We start from the raw sequence: 19,612 nt of genomic DNA, 5'->3' as shown, positions 1-19,612 counted from the left end.
AAAAGGCCGGCATCGATGACAACGCTCTGGCAACGATTGAAGCAACGCAAGATGGTGCAGTGGACGCTGGCCTACGTGGCGGCGGCATTCGCGTTGCTGCAGGGCGTCGACATCGTGGCGCAACGATTTGGATGGCCAGATGCGATCGAGCGCATTTTGATCATCGTCATCTGCATCGGCTTCGTCATCACGCTGCTGCTGGCCTGGTATCACGGCGAACAGGCACGCCAGCGCGTGACGGGCACGGAGCTGGTGATCATTGCGCTGGTGCTCGGCTTTGGTGCGGTGCTGCTGTGGCGCGTAGCTGGCACGTCATCGAAAGCGACCATGGCTTCGGGCAGTTCCGCCACACCGGATATCGTCGCCGCGTCGTCGGCAGCCGTCGTCAACAGCATCCCCGCGAAATCCATTGCCGTCCTGCCATTCGAGAATCTCAGCGAGGACAAGGGCAACCAGTATTTCGCCGACGGCATGCAGGATCTGATCCTGACCAGGCTGGCGGACATCGGCGAGCTCAAGGTGATATCGCGCACCTCGACGATGAAGTATGCGAGCCACCCGGACGACTTGAAAATCATCGCGCAACAACTCGGCGTGGCGGCGATTCTCGAAGGCAGCGTGCAGAAGGCCGGCAACTCGGTGTTGATCAACGTGCAGCTGATCGACGCGCGCACCGACAACCACCTGTGGGCCGAAAGTTACCAGCGCACGCTCGAAAACATTTTCGGCGTCGAGGGCGAAGTCGCCGGGAAAATCGCCAGCGCGCTCAAGGCCACACTGTCGCCATCGCAGGCGGAGGCAGTGATCGCCGTGCCCACACGCAACCCGAAAGCGTATGACGCTTACCTCTGGGCCAAGCACACGCAGGACACCGACAACAATCATGAGGACGCCAGTCCCGAAGCGATTGCCGGTTTCCAGCAGGCCGTGGCGCTCGATCCGCAATTCGCGCTCGCCTGGGCAGACCTCGCCTGGGCGCAACTGTGGGCGTGGCGTGACGAAACTCAGCCCACTACGTTTGGCCAGTCCGCCACGTTGCAGGCGGCGCAGCAGAATGCGCAGCGCGCGCTGACCTTGCAGCCCGACCTGCCCGAGGCGCACCTGGCCATGTCGGTGATCGATCTGTACGGCGTGTTCGATGTGGATGGCGCGCGCACGCATGCACAACGCGCGCTGGATTTGCGCCCCAACGATGCTTACGCCTATCGCCTGCTGGCCGATGTCGATCAGAACCAGGGTGATTTCGTGTCCGGCGCGACGCAGATGGAACGCGCACTGACGCTCAAGCCCAACGATGCCGTGCTGTCCCGGTTGGTTGCGCTGGCGCATGCGGCCAATGGCGATTACGCCGGCGCGCGCGAAGCCGTTCGCCGCGCACTGGCGATCAAGCCGGACGATCTCACCACGTACGCGTTGATGAGCAGCATCGAGCTGTGGGACAGCGGCAATGCGGCCACCGCGCTCGGCGTTCTGGAATCGATTCCGCTCAACGTGCCGAACCGCGCCACCATCGATGCGAGGCGCGTGCCGTTGCTGCTGATGCAGCGCGACTACGCCACCGCGCGCACGCTGGTGGCCGGCATGCACGGCGGCAATGACGCGGAAAAAATCGCCATCACGCGGCTGCAGGCCGACGTCGAATACGCAGCCGGCGGTGTGGAAAAGGCCAGGCCCTACCTGCTCATGCTGGATGCATGGTCGCGCCGGTCGATGGGCAACCCCGAGTTGAGCGGCAAGGCGGATTTCCATTCCGACTGGGCGCTGGTACTCGCGCGGCTGGGCCGCAGCGACGACGCCTTGCAGCAGATGGACGCCGCCATGAAGCTGCTGCCACGCGCCGCGGTGAAATCGCGCTCGCTTTACCGCGGCGCCGTGGTTCAGCTGACGCTGGGCCAGCAGGACGCCGCCCTCGCCACCCTGCAGAAAGTCTTCGCGACGCCCGGCCACGGGATCGTCATCTCGCAGGCCGTGCTGAAAACGGACCCGCTGTGGGATCCGTTGCGCCAGGACCCACGCTTCCAGCAGCTGCTGGTCGCCGACACAAACGGTGGTTGATCGCAACCGCTGGTGGTTGATGGCCGCGGCACACGACGCTCCGCGACAGCCGTCTGCACAGCCAAACGCTCAGTGTCGTGTCGCGACACCGTTGCGAGCCACGCGCGCCATCGTTTCAAGCTGCTAAATACGCACCAAACAGCCGCGCAAGCCGCGCCGCAATTGACGGCCATGCCTTGCCTGACATAGGCTTTCCCATTCCACGACACCTGCGAGTTGCCAACCATGAGCTTGGATATCTGCATCAACCTGAGTGACTCCGATCTCAAGCTTTTCGTCGACCACATGAAGGCCGCGCAGAAGAAGGTCGACAAGATCGACGCCGTCAGCGTGGTCGGTGCCGCCCGCGAGTTGCTGGACACCTGCGACAAGAACCTGCCCGATTTCATCGCCACGCGCCTGAAGCAGCTGGAGACCATGATCCAGCTTGTCGAAGACGCCGGCTTCGGCCTTCCCGACGAAGATCGCGACAACGTGCTGGCTGCCCTCACCTACTTCGCCAGCCCGGACGACATCGTGCCGGACGACGTGCCGGTGCTCGGTTTCCTCGACGACGCGATCATGATCGAGTTGTGCGTGCGCGACCTGAAACACGAAATCGAGGCCTACCGCGATTTCCGCGCCTGGCGCGACAACGAAGCCACGCGTCACCACGAAAACCCCGCCCAGCTCATGCTCACCCGCGTCGACTGGGCCGAAGCCCGCCGCGTGGAAACCATCGAACTCATGCACCGCCGCCGCCGCGAGTCCTACGCCGGTGGCAGCTGGTCACCGGTGCTGTTCAAGGTTCACTGATCTCGTTCGACATAATCGGTACGGAATGAGATGAAGGGCGCCTCGGCGCCCTTCTTCGTTTCAGTCGGAGGCGTGCATATTCGTTCCTTGATGGACGCGTGTTCTTGCGCCATCACCACCGATGAGCTCGGGTATAGGATACGACTCGCGACGATGATCACGAGGCAACACCAAGGCTGCAGCAAGCGAATTCGCCAAAACCCGATGGGCTTCCATCGCAGGCATATTGTTGTGTTGCTGCGGGTGGAATGTCGGTGCCACCGACCGCTTCAGTTCAATGCCCAACGAGACCGTGACGGATTCCACCCGCGGTTACCTGCCGGCCAAATATTACGAACGCATCGCACTGGACGCCATGCGCCGCAAAGACTATGAAGGCGCAGTCAGCGCGTACGAGAGTGCTGGTTACTGGGCCAACAAGGTGGCGCAATTCGATCTTGGCGAAATCTATTTTCACGGCATGGGAAGTATTCCCGCGGACCGCGCGCGTGGTGTCGCCTGGCTTGGTATTGCTGCTGAAGAACACAATCCGGACTACGACAAGGCATTGGTCAACGCATACGCGGACCTGACGCCGGAAGAACGCCGTCGCGCAGACGGCATCTGGAAAGAATTGCAGGCGGTCTATGGCGACAAGCTCACCCTCGCGCGCGCGACCCAGATTTTCGAGAGAGACCACCGCGCCGAACGTCTCGGATCCGCGACCACGGAAAACGACACGACCGTGCATACCTTTTCGACCAGCGGTTACAACCCCGCCAAAACAACCCTCGACAACGCAGCCATGATTTCGGAGTTGAACACGACGAGCATGCGGACCCAGGCATCGACCGTGGCGGATATCTGGTCCGCGCGAAAACAGGAATTCGACGCGACCATCTCCAGTCATTTCGCCCACGTCGACGTCGGCCCGATTGAACAGGTGCCGTCGGCGGAAAAGAAACCCGTGCCCTGAGGGCGATATCGTTACCTGACGGCCCGAAACGTCTTGTGGCTGGCGATCAGCCTTCTTTTCGGCTTGCCTCTCTTAGCTGCCCAAGACAAGGGCGATTCGACCATTGGCAGGCACATGAAAATTTTTCGACGAAGACCAAAACGCAGAAATGGTTCCAGCCTTCGCCGTAATGACGTGACGAGAGCTTAAGACGCCGTCCCGCCCACCGTCATCGAATCAATCTTCAATGTCGGCTGGCCAACGCCCACCGGCACGCTCTGACCGTCCTTGCCGCACACGCCCACGCCTTCATCCAGCGCCAGGTCATTGCCGATCATCGACACGCGGTTGAGCACTTCCGGCCCGGAGCCGATCAGCGTGGCGCCTTTCACGGGACGGGTGATCTTGCCGTCCTCGATCAGATACGCCTCACTCGCGGAGAACACGAATTTGCCGTTGGTGATGTCGACTTGGCCGCCGCCGAAGTTCGGCGCGTACAGGCCTTTCTTCACCGAGCGGATGATCTCGGCCGGATCGTGCTGGCCGGCGAGCATGTAGGTGTTGGTCATGCGCGGCATCGGCAGCGCAGTGAACGATTCACGGCGGCCGTTGCCGGTGGGCGCCATGCCCATCAGGCGTGCGTTGAGCTTGTCCTGCATGTAGCCCTTGAGGATGCCGTCCTCGATCAGGGTCGTGCATTCGGTCGGCGTCCCCTCGTCGTCGATGCTGAGCGAACCGCGGCGGCCCTGCAGCGTGCCGTCGTCGACGATGGTGACTCCCTTGGCGGCGACGCGCTGACCGATGCGGCCGGAGAACGCCGAACTGCCTTTGCGATTGAAGTCGCCTTCGAGCCCGTGGCCGATGGCTTCGTGCAGCAACACGCCAGGCCAGCCCGGGCCGAGCACCACGGTCATCTGGCCGGCCGGTGCATCGACGGATTCGAGGTTGACCAATGCCTGACGCACGGCTTCATCGGCGAACGCGAGTGCGCGACCGTTCTCCATCAGTTCGCGATAACCGTAGCGACCACCACCGCCGGCGTGGCCTTGTTCGCGGCGGCCGTTCTGTTCGGCGATGACCTGCACGTTGAGGCGCACCAGCGGGCGCACATCGGCAGCGAGTGTGCCGTCGGATGCGGCGATCAGGATGGTGTCGATGGTCGCGGCGATGCTGACGATCACCTGCTTGATGCGCGGATCGCGCGAGCGCGCATACGCATCGACTTCGCGCAGCAAGGCGATCTTTTCGGGGTTGGGCAGGCTCTCGACTGGATCGATCGCCGGATACAACTGACGCGCACCGTTCAACGCCAGCGGCTTGCCGGCGCCGTTGCCGTCGTGCGCGATCGCGCGCGCGGCTTTCGATGCCTCGAGCAACTGCGGCAGCACGATCTCGTCGGAATAGGCGAAGCCGGTTTTCTCGCCGCTGATCGCGCGCACACCGACGCCCTGTTCAATCGAATGGCTGCCGTCCTTGACGATGCCTTCTTCCAGCAACCACGACTCGCTGCGCGAATGCTGGAAGTACAGGTCGGCCGCATCGATCGACGGACCCATCAACTGGGAGAACACGCGGTCGAGATCGCCGGTGGCGATGCCGCCGGGCGAGAGCAGTTTGTTTTCGGCGAGTGCGAGCAAGGAATCCATGGTGTCTCGTGGGTGTCGGTCGATTCGGAACTATCCCACATGGGGCTTTGTCGCGGCGCTTTAAAGCCGCAGCGGTGGCGACTGGGCTACCATCCCCGCCATCGTCAATGTGAAGGATCGCCATGGCTGAGCCATCGAAACGAAAGGTATCGCGCCAGATTCTGGGGCGCGCGGTGATCGCGCCGGTCGAGGACACCCGCGCACTGCTGCATGACAGCGGCGAGATGACGCCGGGCTCGGGTTGGATCACGAGCATCATCGCTTTGTCGCTGGGTTTTCTGTGCCTGCTGGCGGTGCTGGCGTTTCACTTTCCGCAATACCTGACCACGCCGGATCTGCGGCATAAATATTCGGTCGATACGCTGCGCCAGGTGCTGCTGGTCGGGTTGCTGGTGGCAGGCGCCATGTCGCTGGGAAACCTGATACTCAACCGCCAGCGCAACCTCAACATCGTCGCGTTTCTGCTGGTGTTTGCGGCCGTCGCACTGGGCGGCTCGCGCGTGCCGGTGGGCAACTTTCCTGATCACACGCCGTACATCGGGCTGGACTGGTTCATCCTCGACCTGCTCGGCTCGACACTGATTTTCGTGGTGATCGAGAAACTGTTTCCGCTGTACAAGGGCCAGGCGATTTTTCGCAGGGAATGGCAGACCGACCTGAAGCATTTCGCGGTGAATCATTTCATCGTCGGGCTCGCGCTGCTGACGGTGAATTTCCTGCTGCATCATTTGTTCGGCTGGCTGGTGAGCAGCCATTTCCAGCAGACGGTGCGCAACATTCCGTTCCTGCCGCAGCTGCTGCTGTGCGTGCTGGTGGCGGACATGGCGCAGTACTGGACGCATCGCGCATATCACGAGGTGCCGTTCCTGTGGCGCTTTCATTCCGTGCATCACAGCGTGAAAACGATGGACTGGCTGGCCGGTTCGCGCCAGCACATGCTGGAGCTGATCTTCACGCGGGTGTGCGTGCTGGCGCCGCTGTACATCCTCGGCTTCAGCGAGGCGGCGATGAACGGCTACATCCTGATCGTTGGTTTCCAGGCGGTGTTCAATCACGCCAACGTGCACCTGCCGTGGGGACCGCTGAAATACGTGCTGGTGACGCCGAATTTTCACCATTGGCATCACGCGTCCGACGACGAGGCAATCGACAAGAATTACGCCGCGCATTACGCGTTCCTCGATTATCTGTTCGGCACTGCGGTGAAGTCGAAAAACAAGTTTCCGGAGAGCTACGGCGTGGTCGGCGATTACATGCCGGACGGCTTCATCCGCCAGCAGTTGTTCCCGTTTCGCGGCAGCACCAAGCCGGTCGAGCCATCGGCCGGCCCGTGATCAATGGGCCGCAGAGCTTGCCGCGGCGGGCGCTGAAGTTGCGGCCGGTGCAGGCACAACGCCCGGCGCATACGGCGTACTGACCGCAGGCGGTGGTGTCGCTACCACGCCGTGTTTTTCGACCAGAGTCATCACCGGCTTGTCCCAGCTGCCGGTGATCTTGTAGCGCGCCGTCGCGACCTTGTTGAGGCCCTTGCCGAGCAAGCCCTGCACTGCGAAGCCGGCGGCCGCACCGATCGGGCCACCGACCACCGCACCGACGATGGGCAGGCTGTTGCCGAGATGCGGTACCACCCTCACCTGCTGATCGAAATCCTTCGCGCGCAAACCCGCGCGACCGGTGATGGTGATGTTGGCCGAGGGGCCATCAATGTGCAGGTTGTCGGTGGTCGCGTTGCCATCGGCGAGATGAAAATCGCCGGCGATCGAATCGAACGCAAGGCCCTTGCCGAACACGTCGCCGAAATCGAGCGTGAGCCTTCGCGGCAATTCCGCCAGTGACACGAGACCGAGAAAACGTCCCGCACCCGGCGAGGTCGCCTCGGGAATGCGCCCGTCGTTGACCTTGATGTTGAGCGTGCCATCCATGTTGGCCAGTGACAGCGCACTCGGCGAGCCAGGCCAGGTGGCGTCGAGCTGATCGTTGGTCTTGCCGCCGTTGACCAGGCCGGTGAATCCGAACGCGCCGAGCATGCGGCCGAGATCATCGGAGGCGAAGCTGATGCGCATGTGCGTGTGGCTGTCGGTGGCGTTGCCATCCCACGCGCCGCTCGCGTTGATCTGCACCTGCTTGGACAACGCACGCAGTTGTTCGATGTGCATGCCGTTCGCAGTCGGCCAGGTTTCCAGGCGCGCCTCGCCCAGCTTCGCATCGCCCAGCCGGAGGTCGCCGATCCACAGATGGAACGGCGGCAACGCCGCGGGATTGATGCCCGTATTGGCCGGATTCTCGGTCGGCGCAAGAGGCGTTGTTGCAGCCGTGCTCGCGGCTGGCGCAGACGTCGATGCAGTGCTCACGGGTCCATCGGGATGATGCGTGGACGCCGGATCTTTCGGCCAGTACAGCCGCTTCAATCGCGCAGTGACGCCGCGCTTGGTCATGTCCTGCGTGGGCACGGTGAAATTGCCGGACATCGCGGTGCCGTCGACATCGATGTTGAGCTGATCCGGCTGCGGCATTGCCTTGATCGCGATGCCGCCGAGCGAATGGCCAAACCATTTTGCGTCATCGGCACTGACGTCGATGCTTTCCAGTCCAGGACCGTCTCCGCCCTTGCCGCCACCCGCCACACGCGCGACCCAGCCCGTGACATCGAGCTGCGACGTGTGACCGAGAATGCGCAAGTCGTGCGCGGGCAACGTCTGCGGCATCTCGCTGCCGAACGCCAGCGTCGCCGCAAGCGGCTGCTGTGCGGTGGCGAGACGAAAGCGCGCACGCACCGCATCACCGAGCGCGATCTGCAAATCGGCGCCGCTGATCGGCAAGCCGACGCTGAGGTGCAAGGGCAGGCTTTCCTCGGCGGCCTTGTGCAGCGGCACGGGCATGTCGAGAGCAATGCCGGCAAGTGACGAATCCACGCTCAATGCCTGTGCCATCACGTCGCTGCCTGCGGCATGCGCAATCGCAAAACCGATGGTGAAATCGCTGCGGCCATCGGCTGTCTTGCCGATCCAGTTGAGCGACGAATAATCCTGCAGCAATTCGTCGATGCGATAGCTGCCCTGCAACTGCGCAGAGAACACCGTGTTCGGGTCGGTGTTGGCACCCGCCACGGCAAGCTCGAGTTTGGACGGCTGTCCGCGAACCACGGTTTCCAGCGGCCCGCCCTGCATGCCATGCAGGTTGAACGTCAACGGACCAGTGAGCTTGTCGAATTTCAGGTTCCAGTCCGGTGCGGTGACATCGACGTCCTGCAGTTGTGCGGTGCCATCGAGTTGCGCGTCTTCGGATTTCTTCAGCGGCATCGCGAGATGAAAGCCAAACGTGCCGCTGCCATCGAGATTCAACTTCCCCAGCGTATCGGCCTGGCGCATGCCGATGGGACTCTTGCGCACGAACGTCATCAGGTCGGCGCCTGCGCCGCTGCCGGTGACATTGAGATCGAGCAAGCCGTCGGCGAAATCGGGAATCTGTGCAACGGCCTTCTCGACCTTCACGCCGAGCGACCGGCCGGCGCTGGCTTCCACCAGCATGCCGTTATTGATGAAGTTGGCGACCGCGTCGACGCCTTCGGCATGCGGCCAGTCCTTGCCGTAGTCGAGGGTCAGGTCGCTGATCATCGCGCGCGCCTCGAAGCGACCTTCGTTGTGACGGAACGGCCAGTCCGCGAGGTCGCCGCGCACCAGCACCTGCGCTTCGTCAAGGTTGCCGCTGATCAACCCGCGATCCAGCCAGGCGACGGTTTGCGGCGACATGGTGGTCGGCCAGAAAAGCTTGGCTGCCGTGATGTCGGTGTGGTCGATCGTCGCGTAGAGATCGACGAACGGCCGCGCGCCCTGCTGCGCCGGCAACGTGACTTCGCCGCGCGCTTCGCCGGCGAAACCCGCGCCGGTGAAATCGAGCGCGTCGGCGCCGATGTGCCAGTCGCCGTTGTCGGGCCAGAACGCCAGCGTGCCGCCGAGCCGTGACATCACGAAGGGCTGGCGGAACGCGCCCGGAAACGAAACCGTGGTCGGCTGGTCCGGTAGCTCCAACGACAGCGCGGATGCATCGCCGCGCACCTCGCCGCGCAGGCTGGTGAGCCCTGGCAACTTGTCCACCGGATCGATGCCCAGGTCGTGGAACGTCACGTTGATCGCCTGCAGACCGTCGCTGCGTTTCCAGTGCAATGCCACGTGATCCAGCTCGCCATGCGGATGACCGCTGCCGACCCACTTCGCCAGGGCCGGACCGATGTCCGGCGTCAACGCCAGCCATGGCACCAGCGGTGCAAGTTGCAGGTTGCTGGCGGCGACGCCGAGCGAATCCACGGCGACCGTGGATTGGTGCAGGCTCAGCGCGAGCGCGCTGCCGTCGTCGCCGGCGTAACGCACATCGTAACCGTCCTTTGTCTGCCGCAAGCCGGCCGTGCCGTGCAAGGTCGCCACGTTTGCATGGGCGCCGCCCGCAGCGGTTATCGCGAGTCGGTCGAGATCGAAACGGATCAGGCTGCTGCCGACCTTGCCGTTTCGCCAGTCAAGCCATGCGGACAAGTGTCCATGGCCCTGTTCGGCCGTATAGCCGTCCATATCGATACCGTCGAGCAGCGGCTGAAGATCGACGTTGTCGACACCTACCCAGAGACGCCCCGTACTGCCATCGTCGCGAAAGCGCCCGGCGACGCGCAGCACGGCGTTCACGCCATCGCGCTGCAACAGCCCGCCGAGCTGGATATGCGTGCCGCGATGGCTCAGGCGCAACTGGCTGGCCTGGAATGCGTAGCGACGATGGAGCACCGCATCGGAAACCACGAGGCGCAGGTCTTCCAGCCACAGGTCCACCGACAAGCCGCGAAGCGACAGCGGCTGGCGATTGGCCCCACCGGCGACGCCGATGCCGTCGACATGCCAACCGTTCACATCGTGCGCAAGATCGATCTGCAGCCCACGCGCGCGCAGGTTCAACACGTGTCGCGACGGCAGCAACCAGCCGCCGAAATCGAGCTTCATTTCCGCTTCGGGAATCTGCAGCGGCGTGCCTGCCTGACCCGCCGGCATACCGACAGTGACGCCGTGCATGACGAACAGCGGACCGGAACCGGTCCAGTGACCTTCGAGCGACTGGAAGCTGACCGGCCGTTGCAGATGCTGACTCAGTTTCGCCGCCATCCATTGCGGGTGGCGACCGAGCAACGGCAACAACAATTGCGTCAACGCCATCAGCACGGCCAGCACGATCACCGCGATGCCAGCCGTCCAGCCCAGCGCGCGGGCACAGCGATGCAGCCAACGCTGCCACAACGGTTTCACGCGCAACGACCCGGGCCGGATTTACAGCAACACGACATCAAACTGTTCCTGCGAGTAATGCTCTTCGGCCTGAAAGCGTATGCTTTTGGAGATGAACTCTTCCAGTTCGGCCACCGCGCTGGATTCCTCTTCAAGGATCCGCGCGACCACCATGGGGTTGGCCATCACCAGCAGTTTCTCGGCGTTGAACTGCCGCACGGCACGGGTGATTTCGCGGAATATTTCGTAGGTCACCGTTTCGGCGGTTTTCAGCTGGCCGCGACCGTTGCAGGTGGCGCACGGCTCGCACAACTGGCGCGCGAGGCTTTCGGTGGTGCGCTTGCGGGTCATCTCCACCAAACCCAGTGCCGACATCGGATAGACCGTGGTTTTGGCGTGATCACGCGCCAGCCCCTTGCTGAGCATGCGCAGCACCTGGCGCTTGTGCTCCTCATCGTTCATGTCGATGAAGTCGATGATGATGATGCCGCCGAGATTGCGCAGCCGCAGCTGGCGCGAGGCCGCCTGCGCGGCTTCGAGGTTGGTGCGGTACACCGTTTCCTCGAGGTTGCGCGTGCCCAAGTAGGCGCCGGTATTGACGTCGATGGTGGTCATCGCTTCGGTCTGATCGACGATCAGATAACCACCCGATTTCAACGGCACCTCTTTCTTCAGCGCGCGCTGCATTTCGTCTTCGGCGCCGTACAGGTCGAAGATCGGCCGCTCGCCGTCGTAGTGCTCGATGCGATCGTCCAGGCTCGGCATGAACTTGTGCACGAACTTGACCACGTTGTCGTACGTTGTGCGTGAATCCACGCGCACTTTTTCGATGTCCTCGTTGAGCATGTCGCGCAGGCTGCGCAGCGGCAGCGCGAGTTCCTCGTAGACACGCTCGCCGACCTTGGCCTTGGCGATGTTCTCCTGCACCACGCGCCAGACCTTGGTGAGGTAGGCGACATCGAACGCCAGCGATTCGGCGCTCTGCCCTTCGGCGTTGGTGCGCACGATGTAGCCCAGTGGGTTGTCGCCGATCAGCGGCGAAAGCACGTCTTTCAGTCGCTGTCGCTCGGCCTCGTCCTCGATGCGCGCGGAGATTCCCAAGGTGCGCGCATACGGCAGCAGCACGAGATAGCGCGAAGGAATCGACAGATGCGCAGACAAGCGCGCGCCCTTGGTGCTGATCGGGTCTTTCACGACCTGCACCACGATTTCCTGGCCTTCGTGCACCAATTCGCTGATCGACGGCACGTGGCCATTACCGTTGCCATTGCCATTGCCGTTCGGCTCGGCGCCTTCCACCGCGACCGGCGTCGGCCGCACGATATCGGACGCGTGCAGAAACGCCGCGCGATCCAGCCCGATTTCCACAAACACCGCCTGCATGCCGGGCATCACCCGTTGCACCCGACCCTTGTAGACATTGCCGACGTAACCGCGTTTGGATGCACGCTCCACGTGCACTTCCTGCAGCATTCCGTTTTCGACCACGCCGACTCGCGTCTCGCGCGGGGTCACGTTGATCAGTATTTCCTCGCTCACCGCATACTCCCCCAGACAGACCATCTTTATAGCGGCTGCGAATGCAAACTGTCGATGACAGCATTTCATTACGGCGACCTGGACGTGATCGCGCGGAACACGCAACCCGCACGCGCCTCGCGTTATCTTCACTTGGCGAGATGACGCAGGAGCCAGAACCCGATGACAACCCCGATTCTGCTGGCCTGGAGTGGCGGCAAGGACTGCCTGATGGCCTTGCAACGGTTGCTGGCCGATCCGCAATGGCAGGTGGTCGGGCTGCTCACCACGGTCAATCGCAATTACCAGCGGATCGCCATGCACGGCGTGCAGCGCGAGGTGCTGCTCGCGCAAACCGCCGCCCTCGGACTGCCGCTGCTGGAAGTGCCGCTGGATTGGCCCGGCAGCAACGAAGCCTATGAGCAGGCACACACGCAGGCGCTGGTGGAGGCGCGCAGGCGCTGGCCGGGGATTCGCCACTGCGCATTTGGCGACCTGTTTCTGGAAGATGTTCGCGACTATCGCGTGCGTCAACTTGGCCGCGACAACTGGCGCGCGGTTTTCCCGTTGTGGGGCGAAGACACGACGGCGCTGGCTCGGCGATTCGTCGGCGAGGGTCATCGCGCGATGCTCTGCTGCGTGGACACCCAACAGCTGGGTGCGGACTTCTGCGGTCGCGCCTACGACGCGGCGTTGCTCGATGCCCTGCCCGCCGGCGTCGATGCGTGCGGCGAACGCGGCGAGTTCCACACGCTCAGCTACGCCGGCCCGATGTTCGCTCAACCACTGCGCTTGCGGCGCGGCGAATCGGTGCTGCGCGACAGTCGTTTCCAGTTCACCGATTTCATCCTCGACGACACGCCGTACCGATGAAGGCGGCGCCGATGACTGTGTTGTCGTCGCACGTCCTGCCCGACGTGTTGCAGCCCGAACTCGCACTGGTGTTTTGCGGCAGCGCCGCCGGCAAACGCTCGGCTCTCGAAGGCGCGTATTACGCGCATCCGGGCAATCTGTTCTGGCGTGTATTGCATCAGTCCGGCATCACGCCACGACAGTTCGCGCCCATGGAATTTCGTCGCCTGCCCGAACACGGCATCGGCCTCACCGATCTGGCGAAGCACCACGCAGGTAACGATAAAGAACTGCCGCGCGACGCCTTCGACGTGCCCGCGCTGGTGACGAAGATCGAACAGCACGCACCGCGCATTCTCGCCTTCACCAGCAAGCACGCTGCACGCGCCGCACTGGGTCACGCGGTGGACTACGGATGGCAGATCGAACGAATCGTGCAAACGCGCTTGTTCGTGTTGCCCTCGCCGTCCGGCCAGGCACGCGGACACTGGGACATCGCGCCGTGGCAACAGCTCGGCGCCGCTTTGCGCGAGCGCTGAATCAGCGGAGAAGAAGCCCCGCTTCGAAGATCACCGAACACGGCACGCCGGTTTGCGGATGCATTGGCTCATGCATCGCGCGCAACTGGAAACCTTCATCCGCCAGCAACGCGAGCCAGCCTTCGAGCGAGCGCGAGTACCAGGGCGCGGCGCGGCCGAATGCACTATCGCAACCGGCCCACGATCCAGGCTGCCAACTCTCCGCGCGGATCGGCTCGGCGCTGGCGAACAAGGGATGCAATGTCTGAATGAGCAGCGTGCCGTGTGCAGGCAAAAGCGCTGCTGTACGACGAATCACGCCACGCGTGGCCGCATCGCCGAGCAGCGAGAAGTTGCAGATGGCCAGATCGATGGCAGGCATTGACGCGCCTGCGGCGAACGTTTCATACGACATCACTTCGAAACGTCCGCCGCCGGCAGCTTGCGCAGCCGCGACCAGTTCGGGCACCACATCGAAACCATGCACGCGCACGTCGAACGATGCGAGCTCGCGAGCGAGCCAGCCTTCGCCGCAACCGATGTCCAGCACGCTCGTCGGCTGCAGCCGGCGTATCGCCGAAACGATCGCATCGTTGGTCACCAGCTTCCGGCTGGCGATGGCACCGCTGCGTACGGCGTGAATCCACGGCGCGGCGTTTTCCTGCCACGCGCTCACGATCGCTTCGTCGTTGAGGTCGTCGGTCATCGTCATCACGCCCTGCGAATCGGCGGAGCCTATCGCATGCATGGCATCGCAGCCAACGCCGTCAATCGATGGGCGTTTGCCGGTATCGACTCACGTCCTCGGGCTTCACCGCAGTCGCGTGGTTGCTCCAGCCGCGGCGAATGTAGCTGACCACGGCCGAGACATCGCTGTCATTGAGTTGCTGCGCGTATGGCGGCATCGAATACGGCCGTGGATACGCGGCGGTCGATGGCGCGAATCCACCGAGCAGCACCGTGCGGATCGCATTGACGCCGGTGGGTTCGGTCACCGACGAATTGCCTTTCAATGGCGGATACACGCCGGTGACGCCCGTGCCGTCCTTGCCGTGGCAATCGGCGCAATGCTGCAGGTAGATTTTTTCGCCTTGCTGCGCGATGGCGTCGGCATCGAACAGTTCCGGCTCGGCCGACGCCATCTTGCGTGGCGGCAGCGACTGCAGATAGTTGGCGATGGCATGCAGATCGTCGTCGGTCATGTGCTGCGTGCTGGTGGCGACCACATCAGCCATCGGTCCGAATGCCGCACCTTTCGCCGACTGCCCGGTTTTCAGCAGGTCGACGATGTCCTGCGCGGCCCACCCATGCAGGCCTCCGTTCTGCTGCGTACTCAGATCCGGCGCGTACCAGTTCTGTTCGGGAATCTCGCCGCCGGTGAGGTGTTTGTCCTTCGGTGTTCCGCCGAGAGCATCGCGTGGTGCATGGCATTCGTTGCAATGTCCGAGACCTTGCACCAGGTACGCGCCGCGATTCCACTGCGGCGATCGCTTGCTGTCGGGTTGATAGACGCCCTCCCTGAAATACAGCGCGCGCCAGGCACCCAGGTTCCTGCGCACGCTGTAGGGAAACTTGAGCGCCAGCGGCATGGCCGGCCGATGCACCGCAGGCAGCGATCGCAGATAGGCGAAGATCGCCAGCGCATCGTCGTTGGTCACCTTCGTGTAGGAGGTGTACGAAAACGCGGGATACAGCCACTCGCCATGACGACCGGTGCCGGTGTGCAGCGCCTGCCAGAACGCGTTGAAGTTCCAGCTGCCCAGTCCAGTTTCCACATCGGGCGTGATGTTGGGCGCGGGAATGTCGCCGAACGGCGTGGCGACAGCGCTTCCGCCTGCAAACGGTTTGGCGCCCTGCGCGGTGTGGCAGCCGGCGCAGTCGGCGATGGTGGTGAGGTATGCGCCCTTGGCGATGAGCGCCGGATCGCGCAGCGTGGCATCGCTTACCGCTGCCTGATCGGACACTACGTCAGCGCGACCGAACCACCACCACGCGATCAGCAGCGCGCACGCCACCGCGACGATCCACCATAGCAGCGAACGTCGACGCGTCATGCGCCTTCTCCGGTGGCACCGAGTACGCCGCAACGCATGGACGGCGTCACCGATCCCGCAGGCTGCGCATGCGTATCCGGTGGCACGTCGTGATGGGCGAGCCACGATGCAACGGCGGTGATATCGGAGGGGTCCAGGCGCTTGGCGATGGTCGCCATGCAGTCCGGCGCTACCGTGCCGCGCGTATGCGTGCGCCACGATCCCAATTGCGAACTGAGATAGTCGTACGGCAACCCCACCAGCCCCGGTGTGGACGGCTCGACGCCGGTCAGCTCCTTGCCATGACAACTCATGCACGCCGGAACACCGCGTGATGCATCGCCCTGCGTGACCAGGAGAGCACCACGCTGAAGCACGGCTTCGGATACGACAGGTGCAGGCGAGCGCGCGTACGGAACTTGCTGCGCGGCGAAGTAATCGGCGATCTCGCGCATGTACGCGGGGCTCAATTGCCGCATGGTGTATTCCATCGGCGCGTACTTGCGCAGGCCGTTCTGGAAATCCTGCATCTGTCGCGCGAGGTAGGCCGCGGGCTTGCCTGCAAGGCGTGGGAAGAATCCGCTGCCCGGCGTGCCTTCGCCATGCACGCCATGGCAGGTGGTGCACGCGGCGATGCGCTGCGGCAAGGTATCGGGGATGCTCGGCGTATCGGCGGCGCTGCTCGACATGCCGGACAAAGCCGCGAGCACGAACAACATGCCGAGGCCGAAAAACCTTGCGGGAAATCGTCTGGCGTTCGTGTTCATCAGTGGATTATAGGCACGCGTGACATGACGGTCGGATCACGAGGCGAGATAAGCTTGCCCATCGCGACAACATGCCGCATTCGTCAAGAAGAGAGCCCTCATGCGTCGTTCCATTTTTTTTCTCGCCATCGTGATTGGCGCATCGGGTATCCAGGCGATAGCTGTTGATTCAGTGCAGCCATCTTCCGATGCCAGCTACGCATCAATCGCGCAACTGCAGCAGCGCATGGAGGCTGGCACACTCGACAGTCGCGAGCTGACCGCGCAGTTTCTCGATCGCATTCAACGAATCGATCGCAGCGGCCCTGCATTGCATGCCGTGCTGCAGACGAATCCGGATGCGCCTGCGCTGGCCGCGTCGCTCGACGCGAAACGCAGCGCCCGCAAGCACGGTGCGCTTTACGGCATTCCGGTTCTGTTGAAAGACAACATCGACACCGGCGACCGCATGCTGACCACGGCCGGTTCGCTGGCGATGATCGACGCGCCCGCACCGCACGATGCGGCTCTGGTCGAGCGACTGCGTGCGTCCGGCGCTTTGATTCTGGGCAAGGCCAACCTCAGCGAATGGGCCAACTATCGTTCTGGCCACGCCAGCAGCGGCTGGACCGGCGTCGGTGGACAGACCCGAAATCCGTACGTGCTCGATCGCAATCCTTGCGGCTCCAGCGCAGGCTCTGCGGCCGCCGTGGCTGCAGGTTTGGTCACAGTGGCGATCGGTTCGGAAACCGACGGATCGATCATCTGTCCGGCGACCATGAATGGCATCGTCGGCATCAAGCCGACGCTCGGCCTGGTCAGTCGCACCGGCATCGTGCCGATCAGCCATAGCCAGGACACTGCCGGCCCGATGGCGCGCAACGTGGCGGATGCCGCCGCGCTTCTTTCGGTGATCGCCGGCAGCGATGCGCGCGACGCGGCTACCGCGGATGCCGACCACCACGCCACCGACTACACGCGTTTCCTCGATGCCAACGGCCTGAAAGGAAAACGCATCGGCGTCGTGCGCCAGCTTGGCGGCGCCCAACCGGATGCCGATCGCGTGCTCGATCAATCCATCGCGCTGATGAGAGCGCAAGGCGCGATCATCATTGATCCCGTCACGCTGCCGCACCTGAGCGAACTGGGCGCGCCGGAGCAGGTGGTGCTGTCGTACGAATTCAAGCACGACATCAACGCGTATCTGGCTACGCGGCCGCCATTGAAAATGAAATCCCTTGCCGATCTGATCGCCTTCAATCAACACGAGGCATCGCGCGAAATGCTGTGGTTCGGTCAGGAGTTATTCGAGCAAGCGCAAAGGCGCGGGCCGTTGACGGACAAGAAGTACACCGACGCGCTGGCCAAGGCGAAGCGCCTGAGTGGACCGGAAGGCATCGATGCATCGCTCGCCGCGCAGCATCTGGATGCACTGCTGGCGCCATCGTGGGGGCCGGCGTTTGTCACCGACCCGGTACTGGGCGATCACATCGTCAGCGGCGACCCGACCGTGGGCGGTCCATCGCAACCGGCCGCCGTATCGGGCTATCCGTCGATCGCCGTGCCTGCAGGCTGGGCACACGGATTGCCGATCGGCATCGTGCTGTTCGGCGCGAAGTGGAGCGAGCCGACGCTAATCAGCATCGCCTACGGTTTCGAGCAGCACGAGAAGGCGTGGCAGGCGCCGAAGTTTCTGAATACGGTCGGCGGTTCGACGATCGCGCCGGGCGGAGCTGCGATCATCAACCGATAGCAGCGTGAAGCTGGCGGCGACGCTTGTGATGAAACGCGCTTTGGCCGTCCAAACGCGCCAAGGCGATTCAACATCAACAGGCGTCACTCAACCGATGTTCTGCGTCCCTACGGACTTGCGCACGATCAACATCGCCAGCTCGAGTGACTGCTCGTAATTCAAACGTGGGTCAACCATCGACTTGTACGCGCGATCCAGATCGGTTTCGGAAAGATCACGAGCGCCGCCCATGCATTCGGTGACATCTTCACCGGTCAACTCCAGATGCACGCCACCCAGCCGCGTGCCGGCCGCCGCGTGGATGTCGAACGCTTGGTCGAGCTCGCCGCGGATATTGTCGAAGCGACGCGTCTTGTAGCCGTTCGAGGTGCTTTCGGTATTGCCGTGCATCGGATCGGCGACCCACAGCACGCGGCGACCTTCGCTCTTCACCACTTCCAGCAAGGGCTGCAACGCGGTTGCGATTTTGCCGTTGCCCATGCGATGGATCAGCGTCAGTCGACCCGGCTCGTTGTCGGGATTGAGCGCATCGATCAGTGGCAACAACTGTTCCGACGTCACCGTCGGTCCGACTTTCACCGCGATGGGATTGCGGATGCCGCGGAAGTATTCCGCATGCGCGCCGTCCAGGGCCGCCGTGCGCATGCCGATCCACGGGAAGTGCGTGGAAAGGTTGAACCAGCCCGAATGTCGCGGCACCTGTCGCGTCAGCGCCTGTTCGTAGTGCAGCAGCAAGGCTTCGTGCGAGGTGAAAAAATCCACGCGAGAGAAGCCGGCGATCGGCCCGGCGAGCGTTTCCATGAAGCGGAGCGAGTCGCCGATATTGGCAACCATCTGCCGGTATTCCGCAGCGAGCGGCGAATGCTCGACCCACGCCAGATCCCAGTATTCCGGATGATGCAGATCGGCAAAGCCGCCATCGATCAGCGCGCGAACAAAGTTCATCGTCAGTGCGGAATGCGCATGCGCCTGGATGAGACGCTGCGGATCCGACCTGCGCGCTTCGGGAGTGAACTCCGGGCCGTTGATCACGTCGCCACGAAAACTCGGCAGGCTCACGCCGTCGCGAATTTCCTGATCGGTCGAACGCGGCTTCGCGTACTGGCCCGCAAAACGTCCCACGCGGAGTACCGGCTTTTTCAGGCCGTGCACCAACACCAGACTCATCTGCAAAAGCACTTTCAACCGATTGGAAATAACCGGGCTGGTGCAATCCGCAAAACTCTCCGCACAATCGCCACCTTGCAACAGAAAGCGATGACCTTCCTGCGCTTCGGCGAGCGCCTGCTTCAGCGCAAGCACTTCCCACGACGTCACCAGTGGTGGCAGGCGCGAGAGATGCCCGGTCGCAGCGGCAAGTTCTACTGCATCGTCGTAATGCGGCTGCTGCAAGGCCTCGCGTTGTTGCCAGGAATCGGGCGACCAGTCGATCGGCGCTTGCTTGTGGGATAGATCCTGGTTCATCTGCGCAACCCTGAAAATGTGTGAACGATTCATTTCG

14 protein-coding genes are annotated in these 19,612 nt (G+C 63.2%); 7 read left to right on the top strand and 7 right to left on the bottom strand.

Features of this window, described 5'->3' with window-relative positions; translation table 11 throughout:
- Positions 1-15: 15 nt before the first annotated feature.
- The 3 genes from GSQ73_RS17910 (at position 16) to GSQ73_RS06395 (ending at position 3,805) form a co-directional block, all read left to right on the top strand.
- Positions 16-2,055, top strand: a complete 2,040-nt coding sequence (locus GSQ73_RS17910) for a hypothetical protein (RefSeq protein WP_158882186.1) — start codon at positions 16-18, stop codon at positions 2,053-2,055.
- Between the two features lie 225 nt (positions 2,056-2,280).
- A complete protein-coding gene (locus tag GSQ73_RS06400; RefSeq protein ID WP_158882185.1) occupies positions 2,281-2,850 on the top strand; it encodes a YkvA family protein in 570 nt (189 codons plus the stop codon).
- 292 nt (positions 2,851-3,142) lie between these two features.
- Positions 3,143-3,805 carry a hypothetical protein gene (locus GSQ73_RS06395; protein WP_216844733.1) on the top strand — a complete coding sequence of 221 codons (663 nt, stop codon included), beginning with the start codon at positions 3,143-3,145 and terminating at the stop codon, positions 3,803-3,805.
- Positions 3,806-3,990: 185 nt separating this feature from the next.
- Here the strand turns inward: GSQ73_RS06395 and tldD are convergent, their stop codons facing one another.
- On the bottom strand, positions 3,991-5,430 hold the full coding sequence (tldD, locus tag GSQ73_RS06390) for a metalloprotease TldD (RefSeq protein WP_158882181.1): 1,440 nt from the start codon (positions 5,428-5,430) through the stop codon (positions 3,991-3,993).
- Between the two features lie 122 nt (positions 5,431-5,552).
- Between tldD and GSQ73_RS06385 the strand changes: the two genes are divergently transcribed.
- Positions 5,553-6,764, top strand: coding sequence for a sterol desaturase family protein (locus tag GSQ73_RS06385; RefSeq protein WP_158882179.1), 1,212 nt, complete (start codon positions 5,553-5,555; stop codon positions 6,762-6,764).
- Here the strand turns inward: GSQ73_RS06385 and GSQ73_RS06380 are convergent, their stop codons facing one another.
- Together GSQ73_RS06380 and rng are read right to left on the bottom strand one after the other, a co-directional pair.
- Entirely contained in the window at positions 6,765-10,712 is a 3,948-nt protein-coding gene (locus GSQ73_RS06380) for a YhdP family protein (protein WP_158882177.1), read from the bottom strand.
- Between the two features lie 21 nt (positions 10,713-10,733).
- Positions 10,734-12,230, bottom strand: coding sequence for a ribonuclease G (gene rng, locus GSQ73_RS06375; RefSeq protein WP_158882175.1), 1,497 nt, complete (start codon positions 12,228-12,230; stop codon positions 10,734-10,736).
- Between the two features lie 162 nt (positions 12,231-12,392).
- On the opposite strand from rng, the gene GSQ73_RS06370 reads away from it, so the two are divergent.
- Entirely contained in the window at positions 12,393-13,082 is a 690-nt protein-coding gene (locus GSQ73_RS06370) for an ATP-binding protein (protein ID WP_158882173.1), read from the top strand.
- 11 nt (positions 13,083-13,093) lie between these two features.
- On the top strand, positions 13,094-13,600 hold the full coding sequence (locus GSQ73_RS06365) for a mismatch-specific DNA-glycosylase (RefSeq protein ID WP_158882171.1): 507 nt from the start codon (positions 13,094-13,096) through the stop codon (positions 13,598-13,600).
- 1 nt (position 13,601) lies between these two features.
- Here GSQ73_RS06365 and GSQ73_RS06360 read toward each other — a convergent pair whose 3' ends face one another.
- Genes GSQ73_RS06360 through GSQ73_RS06350 form a run of 3 tightly spaced genes read right to left on the bottom strand, consistent with a single transcriptional unit; the run spans position 13,602 to position 16,379 of the window.
- A complete protein-coding gene (locus tag GSQ73_RS06360) occupies positions 13,602-14,327 on the bottom strand; it encodes a methyltransferase domain-containing protein (protein WP_254063302.1) in 726 nt (241 codons plus the stop codon).
- Positions 14,328-14,346: 19 nt separating this feature from the next.
- Positions 14,347-15,633: a cytochrome c gene (locus GSQ73_RS06355; protein WP_158882169.1), complete on the bottom strand. Its 1,287-nt coding sequence runs from the start codon at positions 15,631-15,633 to the stop codon at positions 14,347-14,349.
- Positions 15,630-16,379 carry a c-type cytochrome gene (locus GSQ73_RS06350; protein ID WP_158882167.1) on the bottom strand — a complete coding sequence of 250 codons (750 nt, stop codon included), beginning with the start codon at positions 16,377-16,379 and terminating at the stop codon, positions 15,630-15,632. The genes GSQ73_RS06355 and GSQ73_RS06350 overlap by 4 nt, the downstream gene beginning before the upstream one ends.
- A gap of 100 nt (positions 16,380-16,479) precedes the next feature.
- Between GSQ73_RS06350 and GSQ73_RS06345 the strand changes: the two genes are divergently transcribed.
- Positions 16,480-18,111: an amidase gene (locus tag GSQ73_RS06345; RefSeq protein ID WP_158882165.1), complete on the top strand. Its 1,632-nt coding sequence runs from the start codon at positions 16,480-16,482 to the stop codon at positions 18,109-18,111.
- A gap of 87 nt (positions 18,112-18,198) precedes the next feature.
- On the opposite strand, the gene GSQ73_RS06340 is transcribed toward GSQ73_RS06345, so the two are convergent.
- Entirely contained in the window at positions 18,199-19,575 is a 1,377-nt protein-coding gene (locus tag GSQ73_RS06340) for a 3-deoxy-7-phosphoheptulonate synthase class II (RefSeq protein WP_158882162.1), read from the bottom strand.
- Between the last annotated feature and the right edge of the window lie 37 nt (positions 19,576-19,612).

Source organism: Rhodanobacter sp. L36 (genome assembly GCF_009765755.1).
Taxonomy (GTDB): domain Bacteria; phylum Pseudomonadota; class Gammaproteobacteria; order Xanthomonadales; family Rhodanobacteraceae; genus Rhodanobacter.
Note: the sequence above shows the minus strand (reverse complement) of the source record. Positions and strands in the feature narration are given on the sequence as shown.